The sequence below is a fragment of the Dysgonomonas sp. HGC4 genome (genome assembly GCF_001261715.1).
Classification (GTDB): domain Bacteria; phylum Bacteroidota; class Bacteroidia; order Bacteroidales; family Dysgonomonadaceae; genus Dysgonomonas_A.
Window position 1 is genome coordinate 1 of sequence record NZ_CVRU01000091.1, and the last position, 18536, is coordinate 18536.

Annotated in this window: 16 protein-coding genes; 1 reads left to right on the forward strand and 15 read right to left on the reverse strand. The window is 34.9% G+C overall.

Annotated features, from left to right (window positions below; all coding sequences use genetic code 11):
* Positions 1-69 precede the first annotated feature (69 nt).
* From HGC4_RS09220 to HGC4_RS09230, 3 genes are read right to left on the reverse strand one after another with little or no spacing between them, the layout of a single operon-like run.
* Entirely contained in the window at positions 70-1089 is a 1020-nt protein-coding gene (locus HGC4_RS09220; protein WP_050709844.1) for a hypothetical protein, read from the reverse strand.
* Between the two features lie 3 nt (positions 1090-1092).
* Positions 1093-2025, reverse strand: a complete 933-nt coding sequence (locus HGC4_RS09225) for a GapS4a family protein (RefSeq protein ID WP_050709845.1) — start codon at positions 2023-2025, stop codon at positions 1093-1095.
* Between the two features lie 26 nt (positions 2026-2051).
* Positions 2052-2945 carry a HEPN domain-containing protein gene (locus HGC4_RS09230; protein WP_050709864.1) on the reverse strand — a complete coding sequence of 298 codons (894 nt, stop codon included), beginning with the start codon at positions 2943-2945 and terminating at the stop codon, positions 2052-2054.
* A gap of 247 nt (positions 2946-3192) precedes the next feature.
* Here HGC4_RS09230 and HGC4_RS09235 point away from each other — a divergent pair, with 247 nt between their 5' ends.
* Complete coding sequence (locus tag HGC4_RS09235) at positions 3193-3573, forward strand: hypothetical protein (RefSeq protein ID WP_050709846.1); 381 nt, start codon at positions 3193-3195, stop codon at positions 3571-3573.
* Between the two features lie 44 nt (positions 3574-3617).
* On the opposite strand, the gene HGC4_RS09240 is transcribed toward HGC4_RS09235, so the two are convergent.
* From HGC4_RS09240 to HGC4_RS09295, 12 genes are all read right to left on the reverse strand, one after another.
* Positions 3618-4295: a hypothetical protein gene (locus tag HGC4_RS09240; RefSeq protein ID WP_050709847.1), complete on the reverse strand. Its 678-nt coding sequence runs from the start codon at positions 4293-4295 to the stop codon at positions 3618-3620.
* Between the two features lie 4 nt (positions 4296-4299).
* Positions 4300-5118, reverse strand: coding sequence for a relaxase/mobilization nuclease domain-containing protein (locus HGC4_RS09245; RefSeq protein ID WP_082204126.1), 819 nt, complete (start codon positions 5116-5118; stop codon positions 4300-4302).
* Positions 5084-5461 (reverse strand): plasmid mobilization protein, encoded by a 378-nt coding sequence (gene mobC, locus HGC4_RS09250; RefSeq protein ID WP_242047122.1) that lies wholly within the window; start codon positions 5459-5461, stop codon positions 5084-5086. Before mobC ends, HGC4_RS09245 begins: the two co-directional genes overlap by 35 nt.
* A gap of 310 nt (positions 5462-5771) precedes the next feature.
* The gene (locus HGC4_RS09255) at positions 5772-6080 is read right to left on the reverse strand and encodes a DUF3853 family protein (RefSeq protein WP_087880160.1); all 309 of its coding nucleotides are present in this window, start codon (positions 6078-6080) and stop codon (positions 5772-5774) included.
* Positions 6081-6322: 242 nt separating this feature from the next.
* Entirely contained in the window at positions 6323-7147 is an 825-nt protein-coding gene (locus HGC4_RS18435) for a DUF3795 domain-containing protein (RefSeq protein WP_082204127.1), read from the reverse strand.
* 11 nt (positions 7148-7158) lie between these two features.
* Positions 7159-8094, reverse strand: a complete 936-nt coding sequence (locus HGC4_RS09265) for a hypothetical protein (RefSeq protein ID WP_157258214.1) — start codon at positions 8092-8094, stop codon at positions 7159-7161.
* Between the two features lie 124 nt (positions 8095-8218).
* On the reverse strand, positions 8219-9229 hold the full coding sequence (locus HGC4_RS09270; RefSeq protein WP_050709866.1) for a PDDEXK nuclease domain-containing protein: 1011 nt from the start codon (positions 9227-9229) through the stop codon (positions 8219-8221).
* Between the two features lie 43 nt (positions 9230-9272).
* Complete coding sequence (locus tag HGC4_RS09275; RefSeq protein ID WP_050709850.1) at positions 9273-10565, reverse strand: site-specific integrase; 1293 nt, start codon at positions 10563-10565, stop codon at positions 9273-9275.
* 358 nt (positions 10566-10923) lie between these two features.
* On the reverse strand, positions 10924-13425 hold the full coding sequence (locus HGC4_RS09280; protein ID WP_050709851.1) for a glutaminase family protein: 2502 nt from the start codon (positions 13423-13425) through the stop codon (positions 10924-10926).
* Between the two features lie 67 nt (positions 13426-13492).
* On the reverse strand, positions 13493-15712 hold the full coding sequence (locus HGC4_RS09285) for a hypothetical protein (protein WP_050709852.1): 2220 nt from the start codon (positions 15710-15712) through the stop codon (positions 13493-13495).
* Positions 15713-15804: 92 nt separating this feature from the next.
* Positions 15805-16569, reverse strand: a complete 765-nt coding sequence (locus tag HGC4_RS09290) for a DUF3823 domain-containing protein (protein ID WP_050709853.1) — start codon at positions 16567-16569, stop codon at positions 15805-15807.
* 26 nt (positions 16570-16595) lie between these two features.
* Entirely contained in the window at positions 16596-18536 is a 1941-nt protein-coding gene (locus tag HGC4_RS09295) for a RagB/SusD family nutrient uptake outer membrane protein (RefSeq protein WP_050709854.1), read from the reverse strand.

The window sequence follows — 18536 nt, forward strand, 5'->3', positions numbered from 1 at the left end:
AAACGATTGATTTTTGTCTATCCATTTCTGATAAAAGTTGTGATTTTAATGATTTTCGAGTTTTTGTATCTAATGACTTGGTTGGGGAAATAGATGAAATGTTAAGCTCAAATTCTGCATTTTCTTTCTTTGAGGAAATAAAATCAGGAAATCCAAAACTGACAGTAAAATGACCTGTAACTCCCTTGAAATTAAAATGTATACTGATTCTAAGCTCCAAATTATCAGATGTTTATGAAATTTATTTTCTTCAATAAAGAACTTTTTATCTAATGATTTTCCAGATAATAAGATTTTATTCATATCCTCCATCCATTTAATTTCTTCTGGTAGTATAGTATCCTCTGGTCTCATAGAAATATCTTTTATATTATCACAAGAAAAATATTCACATTCTAAATGATTAGTCAGCCTAAAAAAGAAAATAAAGCGTTCTTCGTTTGAGAATTCTTTAAAGATTATCTTTTTTAGAACCTCGTCATTGGATATTTTACCTTTTTTCTTATATTGATCAATTTGCTTTTTTACAGCGAATAAGGCTATATCCTTAGTTTCAGGAGCAGTGTGTGATATAATAACTCTCCCTTTTCCATTCTCTTCATTGATAAAATCAAACGAACCAAAAAAAAGATTGGTCTGCTCATACCATGATTTATTTATATCATTTCTTTTAATTGTAAATTCCGCACGTAAGTGATTAAGGTTATTATCAACAGGAACAAGTCTAATTGGCTGTTCTAATGTACAAGTTGGTAGATTTTGTTTTATAAAATCATTTACATCAACAATTAGAGAGTCTGAACTATATATTTGAATATTTTCATTCCATTTAATTTCTCTCGAAAATACTTTTACATTATCTTCTTTTGTAGAGAAAGCTTCTCTTATTTGATCAAATTCACTTGGGGATAATAATAAAGTTTGTAATAAAGGAACCATAAAATCTTTTTCTGTATTTAATGTAAAGATTCCACGTTCTTTCAAAATTCTATGTAATTCAGAATTAGACAAAAATTTCTGATTTGCAAATCCTCTTAAGTGTTCTCCATAAGGAATTATTTTATGTATATCTTTATGCTCTGTATTCATAATTTAAAATACATTTAAGGAGTTATTAAAATTGACAACATTTATAATTTTTGTAAATTCAGAGGATTGAAATTTCTGTTTTGCTATAGTGACAGACTGTCTGTGATTAAGTTCCTCATAGTCAGGAAAAGCAATTATAACCTCTCCTATAAGATCAGTTGTAATATCTTTAGATAAACCAATCAATCTGATTAAATCATCTTCTTCAAAGTTATTAAGTGTTGCAATAAACAGACACGTCTCTTTAGTATTGTCCCTATTAACTAATTTAATGGGAATTATACTTGAGTTAAGATATTCAACGGGTAGGATTTTTCCTGTATTTTGTCTGTTTTGTGGATTAATATTTTGTCCTGTATTTGGATAGTAGAAGAAATAATCATATTTCTTTTCCATAATCTTAATATATTTCATTACTTCAAGAATAAAAGCTATCCTCATATTATCAACAATATATATAGTCCTATTTGCAATGGCATCAATACGTGCAGAAGAAACCATAGATATTAAATCATCATTACTGTCAGATTGATTATTAAGCCAAAATAAAACTCCAATATCATTTATAGACGAACATGGGTTATTAACAAGTATAGAATTCTTAAAATCGGAACATTCAAAACATTCTAATGTAGTAATTAGATCATCCATAAATTCCTTAAAGAGTTTTGTCGGACTATTAGGATATTTTATCGTTTTATACTTAGAAGAAATAACAATGTTATTTAATTGTCCTGATACCAAAGGGCTAATGTAGGAATAAAAGAAATCAATCCCATGAGTCTCTTTAGGCTTTCCTTTATCATTTAAATGTTGCTCTGAATTAATACATTTTAATGTAACTCCTGAGGATAAATCATTCCATCCTATAATAGAGAAAAATCTTTCAACTACTTTTTCTCCATACTCTCCAATTTTTTTTGACCATTCACCCATAGTATTATATCTAATTAATTAATAATCTATTTCTCTCCATACTCTCTAATCTTCCCCTCACAAATCCTCTTTGTAATATCTCTTAGCAATTCCACTTTCGGAACAAGCGCATTAATATCTTCCTTTGTTACTACAAAATCTGGATCATAGCGTCCATTTACATAAGCCGCCTTGATAAGTTCAAAAAGCCTTTTCTCTTCTGCTGTATCCTGTGGAAAGACTTTGATAAACTCATTAGAATATCTCTTTACGGAGTTTAGCAATTTCGTCAGATTGTGTTGTTTCGGGTTTTCCAGTGTATTAACTAGGCGAATAGCATAAATAAGATTTTCGCAAGCTTGGTGAAGTTGAAAGGATGCATTTTTGTAATATTCGCTATTATCTTTAGTATAGGAAAATTTAGCCATTTCTAGGAATACGTTAGCAGTCTTAAACTTATCATCAAAATACTCCTGAGCCTGTTGTTTTATTTCTTCAAAGCTAAGTTTACGTCTCCTTGCTAATTTATGTTTACCACTATCATATAATACAACACCCTCTTGCTTTATCTGCGTATAGAAGTATCGACCTTCATTCAGGTATTTATTCAGCTTTTTCATGTCCTCACTGATGAACTGAACGGGAGGCTGTCTGTCAGGGTCTTTTGCCCTGTCATAATACAAATCTTCTACATTACTAAGCGACCTGATTGCTCCTCCATCCGATACTCCGCTTGTGACAACTAATATATCGTAATCGCTTACATAAAACTGTAGTTTACCAAATTCATATTTTTCATCATACACCACATAGTCATTTCGCGCATAGCTGCCGAAGAGGATTATCATTTCGGTTTGTTTTAGCCTCTGTAAAATAGACTCAACAATAAAATGTAAATCTCTCTGGTTTGTTGATGGTAAATATGATATTGACTTTTTCATACATATATATTCGTTTACTGCAAATTTAGCTATAAAAATAATAAAAGGGTCTGTGACCCTAAAGATATTGAAAAAAGGAAAACAAGGGTTATCTTTTTGTTTGTTAATTGTATATTTGTATTTACATCCTGCTTCTTGTCGGTTTGACATAAAATTCAGACTGACTACTCAACACCGCAGAGATATAATTATTACATAATATTTATATCGGCTTGATTCTTCAATCAGGCTTTAAATGCGGATATTTATGCAAAATGAAAATACTAAATTCAACACGTTGCTCGAACATGGCTGGTCTATTCTTGGTAAATCAGCGGATGATCTGAAAGCAACCTACAAAGACTATCCTATTTGCCTTATAGAATATATTGAGAAAGAGGTACACGAACACATTATAGAAGTACGCTTTGATAATGAAGAGGCTACAATTTCTATTTCATTTGACAAAGAAAACAAGTGTGATGCTTCTTTTTTATTTTTTGATTCGACAGAAAAGGATGAGTTATTAATTAGCCATTTAATAGATTCGGCAGATTACGACTTTAGAAAAGGCTGTTTTGAACTTCCCTCCTGTTCGTTGAAGATAAAAGAAACGAAAACTGAAACCTGTTTTTATCTCTTTCGGTAATATCAGAATAAAGGCAAAGCTCTTGGCTTTGCCTTTGTTTTACTTTACTTTACATCCAGCTCCTCAATCTCCTTATCCAACTTCTGTATTGTTTCTTCATTCTGTTTCTTTAGCTCTTGCTTCCGAGCGTGCTCTTGCAATCGATGCTCATAATCAATCACACTTTTACGGATATTGTTCACAACGTAGGCACTATCCGAATAATAGAAGAAATTCTCTAAGCGTGTAATCTCATTCGGCAAGATACCATTCTTCATCTTCACAAACCTATATTTTAGGTCATTATCCGTTAATTTACAATTCTCTTGATACTGATTGTAGTTACCAAACAAAGAACAAAATAGACCTAGTGAAAGAAAAATAATAGCAATAAATATTTTACTCGACTTAAAATCAATGGAATACCTGTTTATAACGATACTTGGCTGTCTTACAAGCTCATTTATCTCTGCGACTTTTTGATTCATAGACAGACTAACCGACTTGTCCCCCTCTTTTTGCAGCTCTTTAATGCTATCGGTTAGCTCCTTTCCGAATTTTTCCAGGTCTTTGGCGGTAATACCTTCTTTCGCCTGATCGATAGTATTTTGTATCTTATTCAGTAAATCAGCAGTCAATGCCGACTGAGGGTTTTTCTTTATTGTATCTTTGATTTCATCTAATGTCTGGGCAAAACCATCGAATACAATTTGTATATCTGTATTTTCCTCTTCTTTTTTCATATCGCTATCTTTTTATACCTTTTGGTTTATTGCTTATATTCTGGTTATTAGACTGATTTGTAGCTTGAGATTGCTCTTGTTCTTCCCTTTGTTTTTGAGCTTTTTCCTGTAAGAGTTTATCCAGTTTCGAGTAACTGAAACTACGGTCTATATCCGAGCCTTTGAAAGTGATCTTATCGATGGTAAAAGATATCCCTTGCACTTCATCGGTTTGCCCTTTATATTTATAGGCTATGCCGATTCCTTTTTCTTTCAACAGCTTATCTAGTTCAGTCCAATTGGTTGCTTTTTTCAAAGCTCCTTTTATTCCATCATGTACCTGATATTTGGTTTTATCTTTTCCTCTAAGTTTCTGCTGCTTTACGTTATCCTTTCCTTTACCATAGGTCAGACTGTACTTGTTTTTCAGTTTCTTACAAACTGCTTCGTTTCTATAGCGATCGTTTTTATCGCTGATAACTTTGCCATTATTGTCGATACGGTTATATACCAGATGAACATGAGGATTATCATTATCGAAGTGTCGGACTAGAATATATTGAGTATCTTTTATTCCCATATTCTCCATATATTCTTTGGCTAAAGTTATCATTGCTCCATCAGTAAGCCTTTCTTTATCAGCGGGCAGATAGCTTAATGATATATGCCCGACAGGATGTTTAATCTTAGGTTTCATCAGCCGTTGGGTATGGAAACTCTGGATAATACTTTTTACATCACTTAGTAATACACCTTCGGCTACCAATAGTTTTGCATCCTGCTTATTCATCACATAATTGACGCATCCTTTAAATGCTGCTCTTTTCATAACTTTTCCAATCATTTGAGAGTTGATTTATGATACTTATTACTATACCCCGAAGGTTAATCACATCAGAAGCCACATTTTTGAATCCATCCCTGTTGGCTGTCCGAGCCAATTGATTCAGGTTGTTTGCTTCTCCTGATAGTTTACGAAGTATATCCGCATCGGATTTACTTATTCGCTGTACCACTTTTCCAGTTAGTAAAACTGAACGGACAAATTTACTCAGGCTTACGCCTGCATCTTTTGCTCTTTTCTTTAAAGCCATATATTCAATACCCGAAATTCGGGCACTAATAACTTTCTCTTTTAGCTTCTTTTTAGCAATATTTTTATTAGAAATAAGTTTATTATTTAGCATATTCAAATCCATTTTTGATTAAAAAATTTCTCTCCAAAACTGCGACCATCGGGAGCGGTTTCCCCTCCGCCAAAGGCGGAGCAAGGTAGGAAATGTATACATTTCCATAACCTTGCCACACACTATCCAAAAGGGCTTTGCTTCCGTTTGGAATTGCAGAATATTCAAAATCCAGTGCACAAAACTGAGGACTTTAGCACAGGTTGATTTACCCACTAAACCATCACATCCAAACACCAACAACTCATCGGTCGGGGATCGCCCTCGCGGCAAGGGGGGAGACCACTCCTCCCGACGAGCGAAAAGAGTTTTATTTTCGTCCTCCTGATTTTTGTCCTGCCAGTTCTAAAGCTTGTTCAGCATCAACGATAATCTTCCTGCCGATTTGTGTAATGGCTTTCGCTATCTTACCACTTTTCTTGATTCGGCTTGCAGTAGGAATACTACAATCAAACAAACGAGCAATACCCGCTATGCCATACACATACTTTTTAGTAGTGTCAGGCACAACTATGGTTGATTGCTGTTGCATTTTCGGTTCAACATGTTGTTGTAGAAGCAAGAATTCTTCGCCTGTCATTTGCCACAAAGGCTTTAACCTAAGTTCATCAAAATTCATAATCATCAAAATTTAAAATGACAGCAATCTGATAGCCGGCCGGTCTACCGTCATGCGATGTGGTAAAAATAATGAGAATAGGAAAGGGTGGTCAGAAATCGTAGTTGATCGGATTTCTAACTTTTGATAGTGAGTGATTTACGATGATAGTCTGTGCTACGATTTCGTAGTTCGGTCGTAGTGAGTTTGGAGAAATTTGAGTGTCAGGGAAGGTTATTTATTTTATTCAAGTCTCATTGATATTATGGAATTCTTACATTCTTTTCTTTGTTTTGGAGTTGAAGTATCAATTTGTTGATATTTGCTAATAAAGTTTCTTCAGTTTTTATATAGCTAAGATATTTCAGAATATTTCTCTTTTTTGAAATAGATAAATTTTCAAAGTCTGGCATCAGTTGATACTTATTGAGGTATACGATTAAAAGGTTTGGTATTTCATATTCAACAACTACTCTTTCTGTATCCTGCTCAATTATAAAACTCGCAGTTTCGTTTAAAGCGGTATTTCCTCCTTTCATCATAGCTTGATTTACAAAGAGACGAAAAGGTTTGTTTTTTACAGGAATCAACGTTTTTATAAAACTAAAACCATTAATTTCCCCCTTAATATCAATTTTCCCTTTTTTACAAATCAATTGATCTGTAACTTCCATAGGAACATCTACACACCAATTTATACCTGTTTTATAAATCTGTGCATCAAAGGTATATTTATCTAATTCTTCCATCTGATTTTCCTTTATATTTTCTTCTTCAACTTTAAAATTGAAGTATTCTATAAATTTAACTTCTCCTATACTTTGTAATAACTTTTGATTTTCAATGAAGTCTTGTCCATATTTCAACCATCTTTTAGTAAAGCTCTTGAATTTTGCACATGGAAATATTTCACAATTGAAACAATGAGTTATGCCCTTTTCTTGGCAACAGAGATGGAACGTTTTACAATTTTCACAACGCAAAGAATTTATTTCTGCTCCTAAACATGGCTTTTTCTCTCTAACATAGATTGGGCAACCACCACAAAACACTCCACAAGCAGGTACTCGACCTTTATATTCTTTCATTGTGAGTTATTTTAAAAATCATAATTGTAGAAAATAACTTTATAACTATCCAGAAGTGGTTCACGTCTTTTACTTTCGAAGTTTTGACCTATCGTTATATTATAACGATTTTCAAAAAAAACTCTTATTTTAGTATCCTTTCCAGGCAAGAAGTATTTATTATCAAGTAATCCGACTAAAAAAATAATCAGGCTTTTAATATCAGGCTTATGTGTTTTATCGTGTTTGGCAACCCAATTGAGAGCTTCATTCAGATAGTTATCTTTGATTAGTTGTTGTTCCAAGGAGAGAAATCTATCATACATTCCTGTTCTGAAGATGGTATCGGGATCAATTTCTTGTGGTGTTTCAAATATTGGTTCAGCTATATCTACAATAGTATCTTCTCCTTTTTCAATAGGGAAATAACTGTTTAATAGGGAGATGAAGTAACAGCCTAGTACATAAATTTTTCCAAATGCATTTTCAAGATATTTGAAAGCATGATTATCAGATTCTTTTTGTTGCTTATAAAAAAATCTTAATTTCTCTTGCTCTTTTTTATAAGTTTGTTCAAGCCGTTCTTCGTATTTGGTTAAGCGTTGTATTGCAATTTTATCGTTTTTCCAGCTTGCTGATTCTAAAGAATTCCTAACTTGTGTAAGTTCCTTCCATAGCTTATTGCTGTTCGTTAGCTGTCCGTCTATCTCGATTTTTAGTGGATTGTATCTTTTTGCACAGACATTTATGATATCTATTTCGTCAAAGAAATCTTTATTTGCGGTGTAAATATCAGTGTTTAAAACTATTTCCGTCCGTAAATTGTCGATAATCTGTACTTGTTTTTCCTTATCTGTGGAAAGAATAAAATTTAAGACGGACTTTTCAAACGACTGTATATCATTAAATTCATTATAAAAATCAGTGATATTACATTGTGTATCGAAACTCAAAACAGACTTTTCCACTATTTCTAGGTATAGTGTATTGACCGATCTGTATCGAGGAAGCAAATCGGTAAATAAGGATATATATTCGTTAGGAGTTTGCATATTTATTCCTTTAATTGGACAAGAAGTTTCTCCCAGATTTTTATTCTAGGTCATCCATCTCTCGCTTTAATTCCGTCAATAATTGTTTCTCTGTCGGCAAATAAAGTTGGTATTTACTTGCCATTATTGTTTTATTCTCCTCTGGTAGAGAGTATTTAACCACTGCATTATTCTTGTCTGCACAAAGCAAAACTCCAATGGTTGGATTCTCGTCTGCCGTCTTCTCGTTTCTGTCGTAATAGTTCACATACATTTGTAGTTGTCCGATGTCGGCATGTGTGATTTTATGTGTTTTTATTTCGAAAATCACAAAAGAACGTAACAAACGATTATAAAAAACCAAGTCGATAAAGAATTCATCGTCCTCCAGTAAAATTCGCTTTTGGCGTGCTACAAATGAAAATCCATTGCCTAACTCTAAAAGAAACGATTGCAGATTGGTTATCAAAGCACCCTCCAAATCTTTTTCGTAATATGTGGCATCACGCTTCAATCCTAAAAACTCTAATACCATCGGGTCTTTTATGATTTCCGTTGGTAGTTCAGGAGTTCTTTGTTTTCGTGCAACTGCTAAAACCGATTCTTTGTCATTACTCAACAATAACCTTTCATACAAGCCCGAATTTATTTGCCTTTCCAGTTCACGCCCTGTCCATCCGTTGTTTGCAGATTCCAATTCATAATATTCTCTTTTGTCTTCATTATCAATCTGAATCAAAAGGCGATATTGCGACCAATTGAATTGTGAACGCAGTGTGTTCATAATTGGATAGGTCCGATAGAACTGTCTACAAAATGCTAGTTGACGATATGAAAACCCACTTCCGAATTCAGGTTCTATACTTGCAGAAAGGTTGCGTATTAGAAAACTTCCATATTCGGCACGCTCTTTTCCTTCTTGCTCTTCGACAAAAATACGTTCGCCTAATCTCCAATACATTCTCACTCGCTCAAAGTCAATGCTTCTTATTGCAGATGCTCTTGCGGATGATATGATTTTCTTTATGTCGGAAATAAAATCTTTCTGAAGTTCTATATTTCTATCGCTCATATAGTTATTGATAATTGTTGTAATACAAAGATAGTCTCTTTTTTTATAACTGATTGAATTTATCCATAGCATTGACTTTGGTTGCATCTGCAATATCTATATATGGTTTCATTGCTTTATAATCGCTGTGTCCTGTCCATTTCATTACAACTTGTGCAGGAATACCCAAAGATAATGCATTACAGATAAAAGTTCTGCGGCCTGCATGGGTACTTAATAAAGCATATTTAGGTGTAACCTCATCGATTCGTTTATTCCCTTTATAATAAGTTTCTCTTATAGGCTCGTCTATTCCGGCTAGTTCTCCTAATTCTTTCAAATAATCATTTACTTTCTGGGTCGTGATAACAGGTAGAGCTTTATTGTTCTCAAAATGGATGTCCTTATATTTATCAAGTATCGCTTTACTGTGATTATTTAATTCTATAATTAAGCTGTCTGCTGTTTTTATAGTTGTAACTTCAATATGGTTATCTTTAATATCTGTTCGCTTCAAATTGAATACATCCGAGTATCTTAATCCGCTGAAACAACAAAACAGAAATATATCCCTTACTCTATCTAAATACTTTTTTGTTTCAGGAACCGAATACTCCCGTAACTTTGTGAGCTCATCTGCTGTCAGAAAAATGACTTTCTTTTGAGTAGTTTTCAGTTTAGGTTTAAATGTATCGAAAGCATTATTTTCATTATAACCCTTTCGGATAGACCATCGTAAAAACCATTTGACGAACTTGAGTTGTTTTTCAATGGAGCTATTTCTAAAATCTTTCTTATTTCTTAGGTAGTTTACATATTCAGTTAGTCGAGGTTCATCTAAAGATTCAAATGTAATGTTCTCATCAAATTTCATTAGATGATTTTTGACCGTTTTGAATTTTTTATAAGTGGATTCAGTCCAATTGTTTTGAGTACCACATTCTTTCACGAACTCATCAAAAGCTGAAAAGAAAGTAATAGTTGATGTGTTTTCTTTTGATTCTTCTTTTTCCTGATTTTTCTTGTATTTTCTATTAAAGGCTTCTTTAAGTTCCATAGGTTCGGGAACAACTTCTAGAACTTCAAATTCTTTAAAAATATTCTGAATGGTTGTACTATAATCATTTAAGTCCGTATTAATCTCAGATGCTGTTTGTTTGAGTTTATTGGTACAGCCATTTTTTACATGTTGTTTATCTGCATCCCATTTTGCTAAATCAATACGGTAACCTGTGGTAAACTCGATCCTATTTCCTGCATAAACAACTCTCATCCGTATGGGAACATTTTCTATAACAGGGATACCGTTCTTTTTTCTGCTTTCTAATGAGAAAATGATGTTACGTTTAATATTCATGGTTGGGTGTGATTATATTAACACCCAAAATTACACCCATTTTTTGATATATGAAATGATTTTCAGTAATAATTTAACAAAATATACATTTTTATATTACATTGTAGATCAGCAGTTTGATGGTTTATGAATACTTATAAGGGTTCAGGATACAGAACCTCCAGCTCCACAAAATAAACCCACAAAAATGTGGGTTTTCTCATTTATACTCCCTCCAAATCTTTAGGCTGGTATTGAGAAAGAATGAAAAAATCCAAATGAATCTAACCACATAAGTAAAGTATATTTAATATGATATCGATAAAAACACCTCCTAAAAATTTAGGAGGTATTTCGCTAGTAAAATTGTCAATCAATTTTATCTTTTCTCGTTTAGCTTAGTTTCAAGCATTTTTATGAAATACCCACCAACTACCGATCGGGCTTGGAAGCCACGTTGTTTTGGTGAATCTGTAAATACCCAGTCAGACATCGGTATACGATCCGTTGTTTCGTTCATAAACAAATGTACGGGAGCAATAAACTTCTCAAAAGTAGCTTTATCATCAGCTAATGTAGCAGTCCAGATGATCCAATCGGTTTTCGTATAAGTTTCACGATTGTCCAAAGGTAGACCATATTTATTTTGTTTAGTCAAATAATAGGCTATTTCTTTCTGAGCTACTTCAGGTGGGAATATACCCATCTTCAGTAATTTATCCCAAACCAGATTGTATTTTTGACTCCATGTTCCCGATTGATCGAATGTCAAACGATAATGATCTCCATCATCAGCCATTTTAACCCATTCGGCAGCCATGTCTTTTGCTATTTTAGTATACTTTTCCGCAACATCTTTCTTACCCAACATACCGGCTAATTCACCATAAGAAGCAACTCCTAATATTGCTTTGATCGAAAGATTGGTGTTGTGTGCAAAGTGTCCTGCAAAATCATCTGTACACAATTGGTTTTCGGGATCAAGACCTTTTTCTACCAGATAATCAGTCCAAACAGTCAATACATCCCAATGTTTTTTAGCATAATCAGCATTACCTTCAACAGCAGCAATTGCTCTTGTTAGTATGATCATATTACCCGATTCTTCTACCGGCATATCACCACCATAGGTTTGTCCGTTACCCAATGGGTAAGTACCTATATCGTGAGCCGCAAAAGGTTTTGCCCACTTACCGCTTTCGCTGTAATAGTATATGTGGTTTTGCAATGCCTTAGCCAATTCTACATTGTAATATAAAAACAATGGTGATGATGGGTATGTAATATCCACAGTACCGATAGAACCATTACTAAAGTTTTCTTTCGATAAGAATAACAGTTCATTACTAGGAGCTTGTACCAATTTATGAGCACTAATTGCCTGACGATAAGCGATAGCACATAGTTCGGCATACTTCTTACCTCCCGATGCAGTTGCATCAGTCATTAAGCTTTCGTCAAACTTATAGCATTTGCTTACCAAGTTTGAATACTCATCTTTTGCTTTGTGGAACTCATCCATAATATTTTTCTTTCCGTCTGCATTCCAATATGGTCTTAAGTTCTCACCAAAGTATTGAATAGAATACAAGTCATCGTATCCGATAAGGAATTTACCCGACGCTTTATTTACTGAACCGAAAGAACGTGTGAAAGCAAGTTTCTCATTGGTACTGATTCTCTTTTCGATAGATCCTTTTTGTACGTTATTGGCAAAATTGGCTCTAAGATCTTTTCCATCGCCAATGCTCGAAGTAGTACCTTTGTCTTTTTCGGTAGCCAAATAAAAATATCCCCAATCGATGCGAACATCATCACCTTGTTTAGCCAGTATATTCTGTGTAGAACTTCCTGTTTTCAAGAATGACATATCTCCATTATCGAAACCTTCGCTTTCAGATTCCTGATGTGCTCTATCTAAAGCCCAATTCGAAGATGCCTCAAGATATAGTTGTACATTGTGCGATTTGTTGTCAGTAGATAGTATTTCGTACGAAATGTAGTTAATCGGACGTGATAACAGTTTCAAGTCATCCATCAATAGAGGCGCAGTAAACGTCACCTTCAAATCTACATTACCACAACTAAATACATAGTGTGTTTGAGTAGCTTGTACATCAACCGATTTTTGAGTGGCTGTTTTATTAAAGAAAGTTGTATTTTCTTTTTCTACAAACAAACCATAATCAAGCAAGCCATTGCCTACTCTATTATAACAATATCCGGCTATTATATTTGTGCCTTTAACCAGAGAATTTACTACATTCTCTGGAAGCTTAATCAACACATTTTTCTTAGCGGCATTGCCTGTATTTACAACTTCTATACCATTAATGTAAATGATAGCATCATCGTCATGCGAATACTCAAGATATACACTCTTTCCTTTCAAGTCATCTTCGATATTCACAACCCGTCTGGTCCAGATATACTCACTACTCCACTGTGTTTTGGCAGTTAGTTCATTTTCTTTTGTACCAAATGCAGCTGGACCTTCTTTCCATTTCGAATCATCGAAATCATTCTTCATCCATGTATCGCTTGGCTTATCAGAAGTATATTTTCCTGTCCAATCGCCATATTCCGAAGTCTTAGCTATTGCATCCAACTCCAAATCTTCGGTTCCCATAAAGCGATAAACTTCATTATCTACTTTTATGGCTCCCACTAATGGGAAGTCTTTCCCTGTCCAATGTTTTACAGAACTATCATAAAGATTATCGGTAAAAGACCATCCACTTGTATAAGGATCAATAGTTATAAGGGGATAAGCAGGTGGACGTATATCATTCTTTATAACATTAAAACTCGGACTGTTACTCTCCGAACAACCAAACATAACGCTGGTTATCAAAAAGCTAAATAAGATATTTATTTTCATGTAAATTATATTTAAGTTAAGAATTAAGGTCTCTGACCTTTTTATTACTAAATATTTTATCCTATTATTACCAAGTAAGGGAGATTTTCACCCCATCAGGGTTATTTTCGAAAGTAAGGAAACAAGTCTTACTAAATTCGTCCCACGCCCACTGTGCATCTTTTAGTTCAGTACCATCGGGTGCTGTAATCAGACATTTATTTGGTTTAGCAGGTAATAAAACACGCATTGCATTTGTGGTATTTATAGGACTTTTTGCTATAAATGAATAGCTTGATTTACCTATCTTCTCGTCCGAAACACGAGAAGCGGAAGCTAGTACCTGAGGTTTCGATTTATCTTTTACACGACCTACGTTAAACAAGAAGGCTTGTTCTCCGGGTGATACTACTTTCTCTTTAAGAACAGGTAGCTGAGGATCGAATAAATCTATTAATATACCTTTTACTGTATATGGGGTTGTATTATTATTTTCATCCAAAACTGCCACTAAATCGTATTGACCTCTTGCTAGGTGAAAACTATTTTTTAACTCTAACGTACCTGCTTTTACTGTTTGCTCATACATTCTTTTTACAACATCAACCAATGTAGTATCTTGTCCCGCTTCCATTGCAAACTCTTTGGGATCGTTACGTAAAACATATACTGTACCTTTACCATAAGTATATTCTCCTTCTTTAGGATTACTACCTATATTCATTATTTCGAAGAGATGATCCGAAGCTACATTGTATTTCACGTCTCCTTTGTTCCACCATTCCTGAACGGATTGAAACGGATCGTTATCTTGACCACTATATACAATGACACCTCCTTTTTTGACCCATTCGGCTAGAAGTTTATGAGCTTCGGCTGTTTGGGGTTTCATATTGGAGTAAGACATCAGCAGAACTTTAGTATCCTTTAGAGTCTCAGCATAAGATAAGTTTTCGATATGAACTGTTTTAACAGGTACTCCACGTTTCAAAAACGGAAGAGCTTGTCCATAGAAGTTGGATAATTGAGGATCCTCGTATCCTTTATGTGTAGGGTAACGCTGAAACATCAGCGAATTTGCCATAAGAACACTGATACCTGTTGATCCTGTCACTTTATTATCAGACAAAGGCATGGAATTTAAAGAGTTTATCATTACCTGCATTTGTGTTGAATAATGGCGAGGAATGGTTGCTCTCTCTTCACTATTGGCACTTTTGCGATACAAACCCTCGTAGATACGTTCGGGCCAAGGCATTACTTCATAATCGGCTATCTGAGGGTATAGTAATTGTGCCGTAAATGTTGCCTGATAATTCTTCTTATAATCTACCCAATCACGTGGTAAATCTTCAATAGGATCGGTCAGGAAAAACATTTTACGTCCAGTGGGAGCTGTCATAGATTCCATAGAACCATATTCCAAGAAAGCTGTTTCGAAAACTCGCTCTTTTGCATTTCCATTAAAATAGGTCGGTTCGCGAGACGTACCCGTCCACACTTGTGCTATATATCCATCTACGCAAGGAAGCGAAGCCAAACTTGCTTCGGGACTTACAATTTGCCACTGCGAATAATTGACTAACGAGTGAGTAGGTACATAACAGCGAACATTCATACCCTTGCTTTTACCATATTCTTTGGCATACGTAAATACCTCGTTGAGGGCATTGTAGTACAACTGATATTTTAATTTGTTGGCTAAGTATGTATTTTCGGGCGACTCATGCTGCGCACGCCAATCGAACCCGTAATATTTTTTCCATTCTCGTTTAAAGGCATCACTATATCCGGCACGTGCCCAAAATTCGGGTTCTTCCAAATATATAGCATCAATACCCGCATCTATTACCCTTTTTATTTGTGCCTCCTTCATATATTTAATGAAGTTTTCGGTAGGTACAATATATGGAATCAAGTGACCGTGCCAAATGGTGTCACCGTTTTGTGTTACTTGTCCTTCATCTAGATGCCATTTTCCATCCCATTTTCCGGTAAAATAATCTTGATATTCTCCCCAAGCTATACCCGTCATAAAATGAGTGATATAGCCACGATCTTGCCACGATTTTACTCGGTCTTCAAATGATACTCTTTTCGAATTGTCCGAGGGGTTTCCTCCAATACCGTATACTATAGCAACATCTGCTCTATTGTCTATAGATGGTTTCCACGGATGCGAAGTCTGAAAAGCTGTTTTTTCTTTTTTGTCATTCTTTTTTTCCTGAGCACCCAAGTCGACAGATACCGACAGTAGAAGAGATGCTAAAAGAGGACTAAGAAATAGCCCCTTAGTTACTTTATTCATAATTATAAATTATCAGGTTTTACAATATTACTTTTTTCTAAAGAAAAAGAAGAGAGAAGGCTCCTCTTTTTTGAAGGGAGCCCTCTTGTTTATCAGGGAATTTGCATAGACTTAACCTCGTTATAGTTATAACGTTTTCGTCCGGCTGTCTCGTAGTCTATACGAGCACCTACTCTCAAATAGAATATTCGCGAAGCAGGTAAAGCAGTTTTCGTAGTAACCGAAATTGTTGTACCTAATAGCGAATTTGCATCGGAGCCATCATATCTTATCTGAGTAGAATAATTATTGTCGTAATTATTATTACCCGTATATGGATTGGTATTTACAAACAAGTACAAATCTGTAATATTCTTCTGATAATTGGCATCACTGGTTCCTCTTGTTACTTTCACATTTACGGTTACCGTTTTATCGGCATTAAGAACCGGCTCCCCTACCCATTCTACATTAAGAAACGGTTCTACCTCAAATGTTAGATCTACTGTACCTTTTATATCCACAGTCTTACTATCATCCTTGATTATATTTCCGTTACTATCGCGTTGAATAATAGGCACAAATGCTCCTTCAACCGATACATTGTAATTGCCTTTGAATATCTTCGTATTATTAAATGTACCATCCTGCATACTATAAAAATAATAAGGTGTAGGATCGTCACTCCAGCTATACTCTAATAGCTTGATGCGGATACCTGCATCATTAGTTTCGGTCTGAAGGGTTCGCTTGGTATTTTTATCAACTACCGACCCCTTTAATGTTTCTTGTGGTTCGTCATAATTATCATAATCTGTACATGAAAACCCCATCAGAAGCACAAAAGAGAATACAGCACTATATACTATTTTTTTCATATTACTATCGTTTTTAAATTTCACTTTTAATAACCGGGGTTTTGTTCCATCTTCGGATTCTTAGTGATCTCTCCAGATGGTATTTGTTGATAATACCATCTGGTATCAAATGTGTATCTTCTGTTTCCCTCATCGGTTCTTATATCAAAGAAATATTTCATAGAATTAGCTGCAAAGAAGGGCATTAGGATTCTATACAAAGTCGAATTTTGTTCCTTATCGGCAACTCTCCAACGTTTCATATCCCAATATGTTTTGTGCTCGAAGCCAAGCTCTTTACGTCTTTCGGTACGTATTACGTCCAAGTTCAAGTTTCCGGCAGAAGCCAATAGCGTTGCACCTGCTCTCTCCCTTAGTTGGTTGATGCAAGTAAATGCATCATTGGTGTAATTACCGTCTGTTACTCCTAATGATTGAAGCTCGTATGCAGCCTCAGCTCTTGTTAATAAAACTTCGGCATATCGCATTTCGATCCAAGACTGATCCGAATGATTTTCTAAGACCTGAGATGTTTCTCTATTAGGATCTAGATATTTACGGATCGAGAATCCTGAGATACTACAAGTTCCGTCTGAATTGAAAGTTCCACTAGCTCCGGCAGGATTCATTTTAGTACCATTGGGTAAAGTGTATGCTGTTTGAGAAGCATTTGCCGATGTAATCAGATTGGTTTCCGGATAAGCCTCAGTAGAACCCACAGGTAAAAGAGGAGCAATACCATTAGTTACACTTCCCGTATAAATACCTCGGCGTATCTCAATATTCTCTTTCTTAAACACATCTCCGGGGAAAATTACAGTTGCACGCAAGCGTGGTTCTGCATTTACAAACGGATCCATTGTTTTATCAAACATCAGATATTTACCACTTGCATCCAGATTTTTAAAGTGACCGTTTGCATCTTTCTCAAAACCATCGAACATTTCTACGAAATTGAGAGTCGGGTTTATTTCAGCCGAATAACCATTGGGTCCCATACTCTGACGAGGTACATTGTAGGCATCCCAACCATGCACAGTTTCGGGGTATTGGTAATCTTTCACCAAAATATTTTCGGGACTATCTGCTGCAAAAAATAAATTTACATAGTTCTGATATTGTGCTTCTTTATCTCCGGCTTTCCAGTCTTTCATATAAAGGCTGTATTTACCTTCGGTCATTTTTGCCGCATCATAGCTTTGTTTGAAATAGTCTTTTGCTCTATCGGCAGGAATTCCACATAAACGTTTGTTATTACTGTCAAATAATGAAGTTGTATTGTATTTAGCAATAGAACCTGCATATAGCATTGCTCTCGATTTAAAAGCCGCAGCACCATATTTAGTAATCCTACCTCTCGCATTTACTGTTGACAATTTTTCTATTGCAGTATCAAAGTCACGAGAGATAAAATCCCATGTTTCTTCCTCCGAATTTCGAGGCAAATAAGTATCGTCTATACTTATGCTCGGATAATTGAGTACCTTATCTACTAACGGAACACCTCCATAACGTTTAGCCAAAGCATAATAAGCAAATGCCCGAGCAAAGTAAGCTTCGCCTAACCAATTATCTACCGATTCGGTACTGTACAAGTTTGCGTATTGAGGAAGAGTCTCTATAAAATAATTAGCTTCACGAATCAAAATATAAGCATCGTCCCAATAATTATTTTTATTATTTTCGGTCACAATACTTTCGGTTGCAGCGCCTCCTACATCACGGCTAAGCCCTTCTCCCGAAATACAACTAAAGGGGTTAACTAACCAAAAGTGATTGAATAAACGTGTATGCGAATATCTGAAATCTTCCATCGGCATTTCGCTATACATACGTGCCATATAACTGCGAATACCAGCCTCGTTACTGAAGACATCATCATCTTTCACAATATTCATCGGAGCTATATCCAGATCTTGACAAGAGGGGAATGAAAAAGCCATTCCACATGCCATTAGAGTTATTATAATATATCCTTTATATTTCAT

Excerpts from the sequence above, each read along its gene's own strand:
- HGC4_RS09220 (WP_050709844.1), bottom strand. The coding sequence starts at position 1,089 with ATGAATACAGAGCATAAAGATATACATAAAATAATTCCTTATGGAGAA.
- HGC4_RS09225 (WP_050709845.1), bottom strand. The coding sequence starts at position 2,025 with ATGGGTGAATGGTCAAAAAAAATTGGAGAGTATGGAGAAAAAGTAGTT.
- HGC4_RS09230 (WP_050709864.1), bottom strand. The coding sequence starts at position 2,945 with ATGAAAAAGTCAATATCATATTTACCATCAACAAACCAGAGAGATTTA.
- HGC4_RS09235 (WP_050709846.1), top strand. The coding sequence starts at position 3,193 with ATGCAAAATGAAAATACTAAATTCAACACGTTGCTCGAACATGGCTGG.
- HGC4_RS09240 (WP_050709847.1), bottom strand. The coding sequence starts at position 4,295 with ATGAAAAAAGAAGAGGAAAATACAGATATACAAATTGTATTCGATGGT.
- HGC4_RS09245 (WP_082204126.1), bottom strand. The coding sequence starts at position 5,118 with ATGATTGGAAAAGTTATGAAAAGAGCAGCATTTAAAGGATGCGTCAAT.
- mobC (WP_242047122.1), bottom strand. The coding sequence starts at position 5,461 with ATGCTAAATAATAAACTTATTTCTAATAAAAATATTGCTAAAAAGAAG.
- HGC4_RS09255 (WP_087880160.1), bottom strand. The coding sequence starts at position 6,080 with ATGAATTTTGATGAACTTAGGTTAAAGCCTTTGTGGCAAATGACAGGC.
- HGC4_RS18435 (WP_082204127.1), bottom strand. The coding sequence starts at position 7,147 with ATGAAAGAATATAAAGGTCGAGTACCTGCTTGTGGAGTGTTTTGTGGT.
- HGC4_RS09270 (WP_050709866.1), bottom strand. The coding sequence starts at position 9,229 with ATGAGCGATAGAAATATAGAACTTCAGAAAGATTTTATTTCCGACATA.
- HGC4_RS09275 (WP_050709850.1), bottom strand. The coding sequence starts at position 10,565 with ATGAATATTAAACGTAACATCATTTTCTCATTAGAAAGCAGAAAAAAG.
- HGC4_RS09280 (WP_050709851.1), bottom strand. The coding sequence starts at position 13,425 with ATGAAAATAAATATCTTATTTAGCTTTTTGATAACCAGCGTTATGTTT.
- HGC4_RS09285 (WP_050709852.1), bottom strand. The coding sequence starts at position 15,712 with ATGAATAAAGTAACTAAGGGGCTATTTCTTAGTCCTCTTTTAGCATCT.
- HGC4_RS09290 (WP_050709853.1), bottom strand. The coding sequence starts at position 16,569 with ATGAAAAAAATAGTATATAGTGCTGTATTCTCTTTTGTGCTTCTGATG.
- HGC4_RS09295 (WP_050709854.1), bottom strand. The coding sequence starts at position 18,536 with ATGAAATATAAAGGATATATTATAATAACTCTAATGGCATGTGGAATG.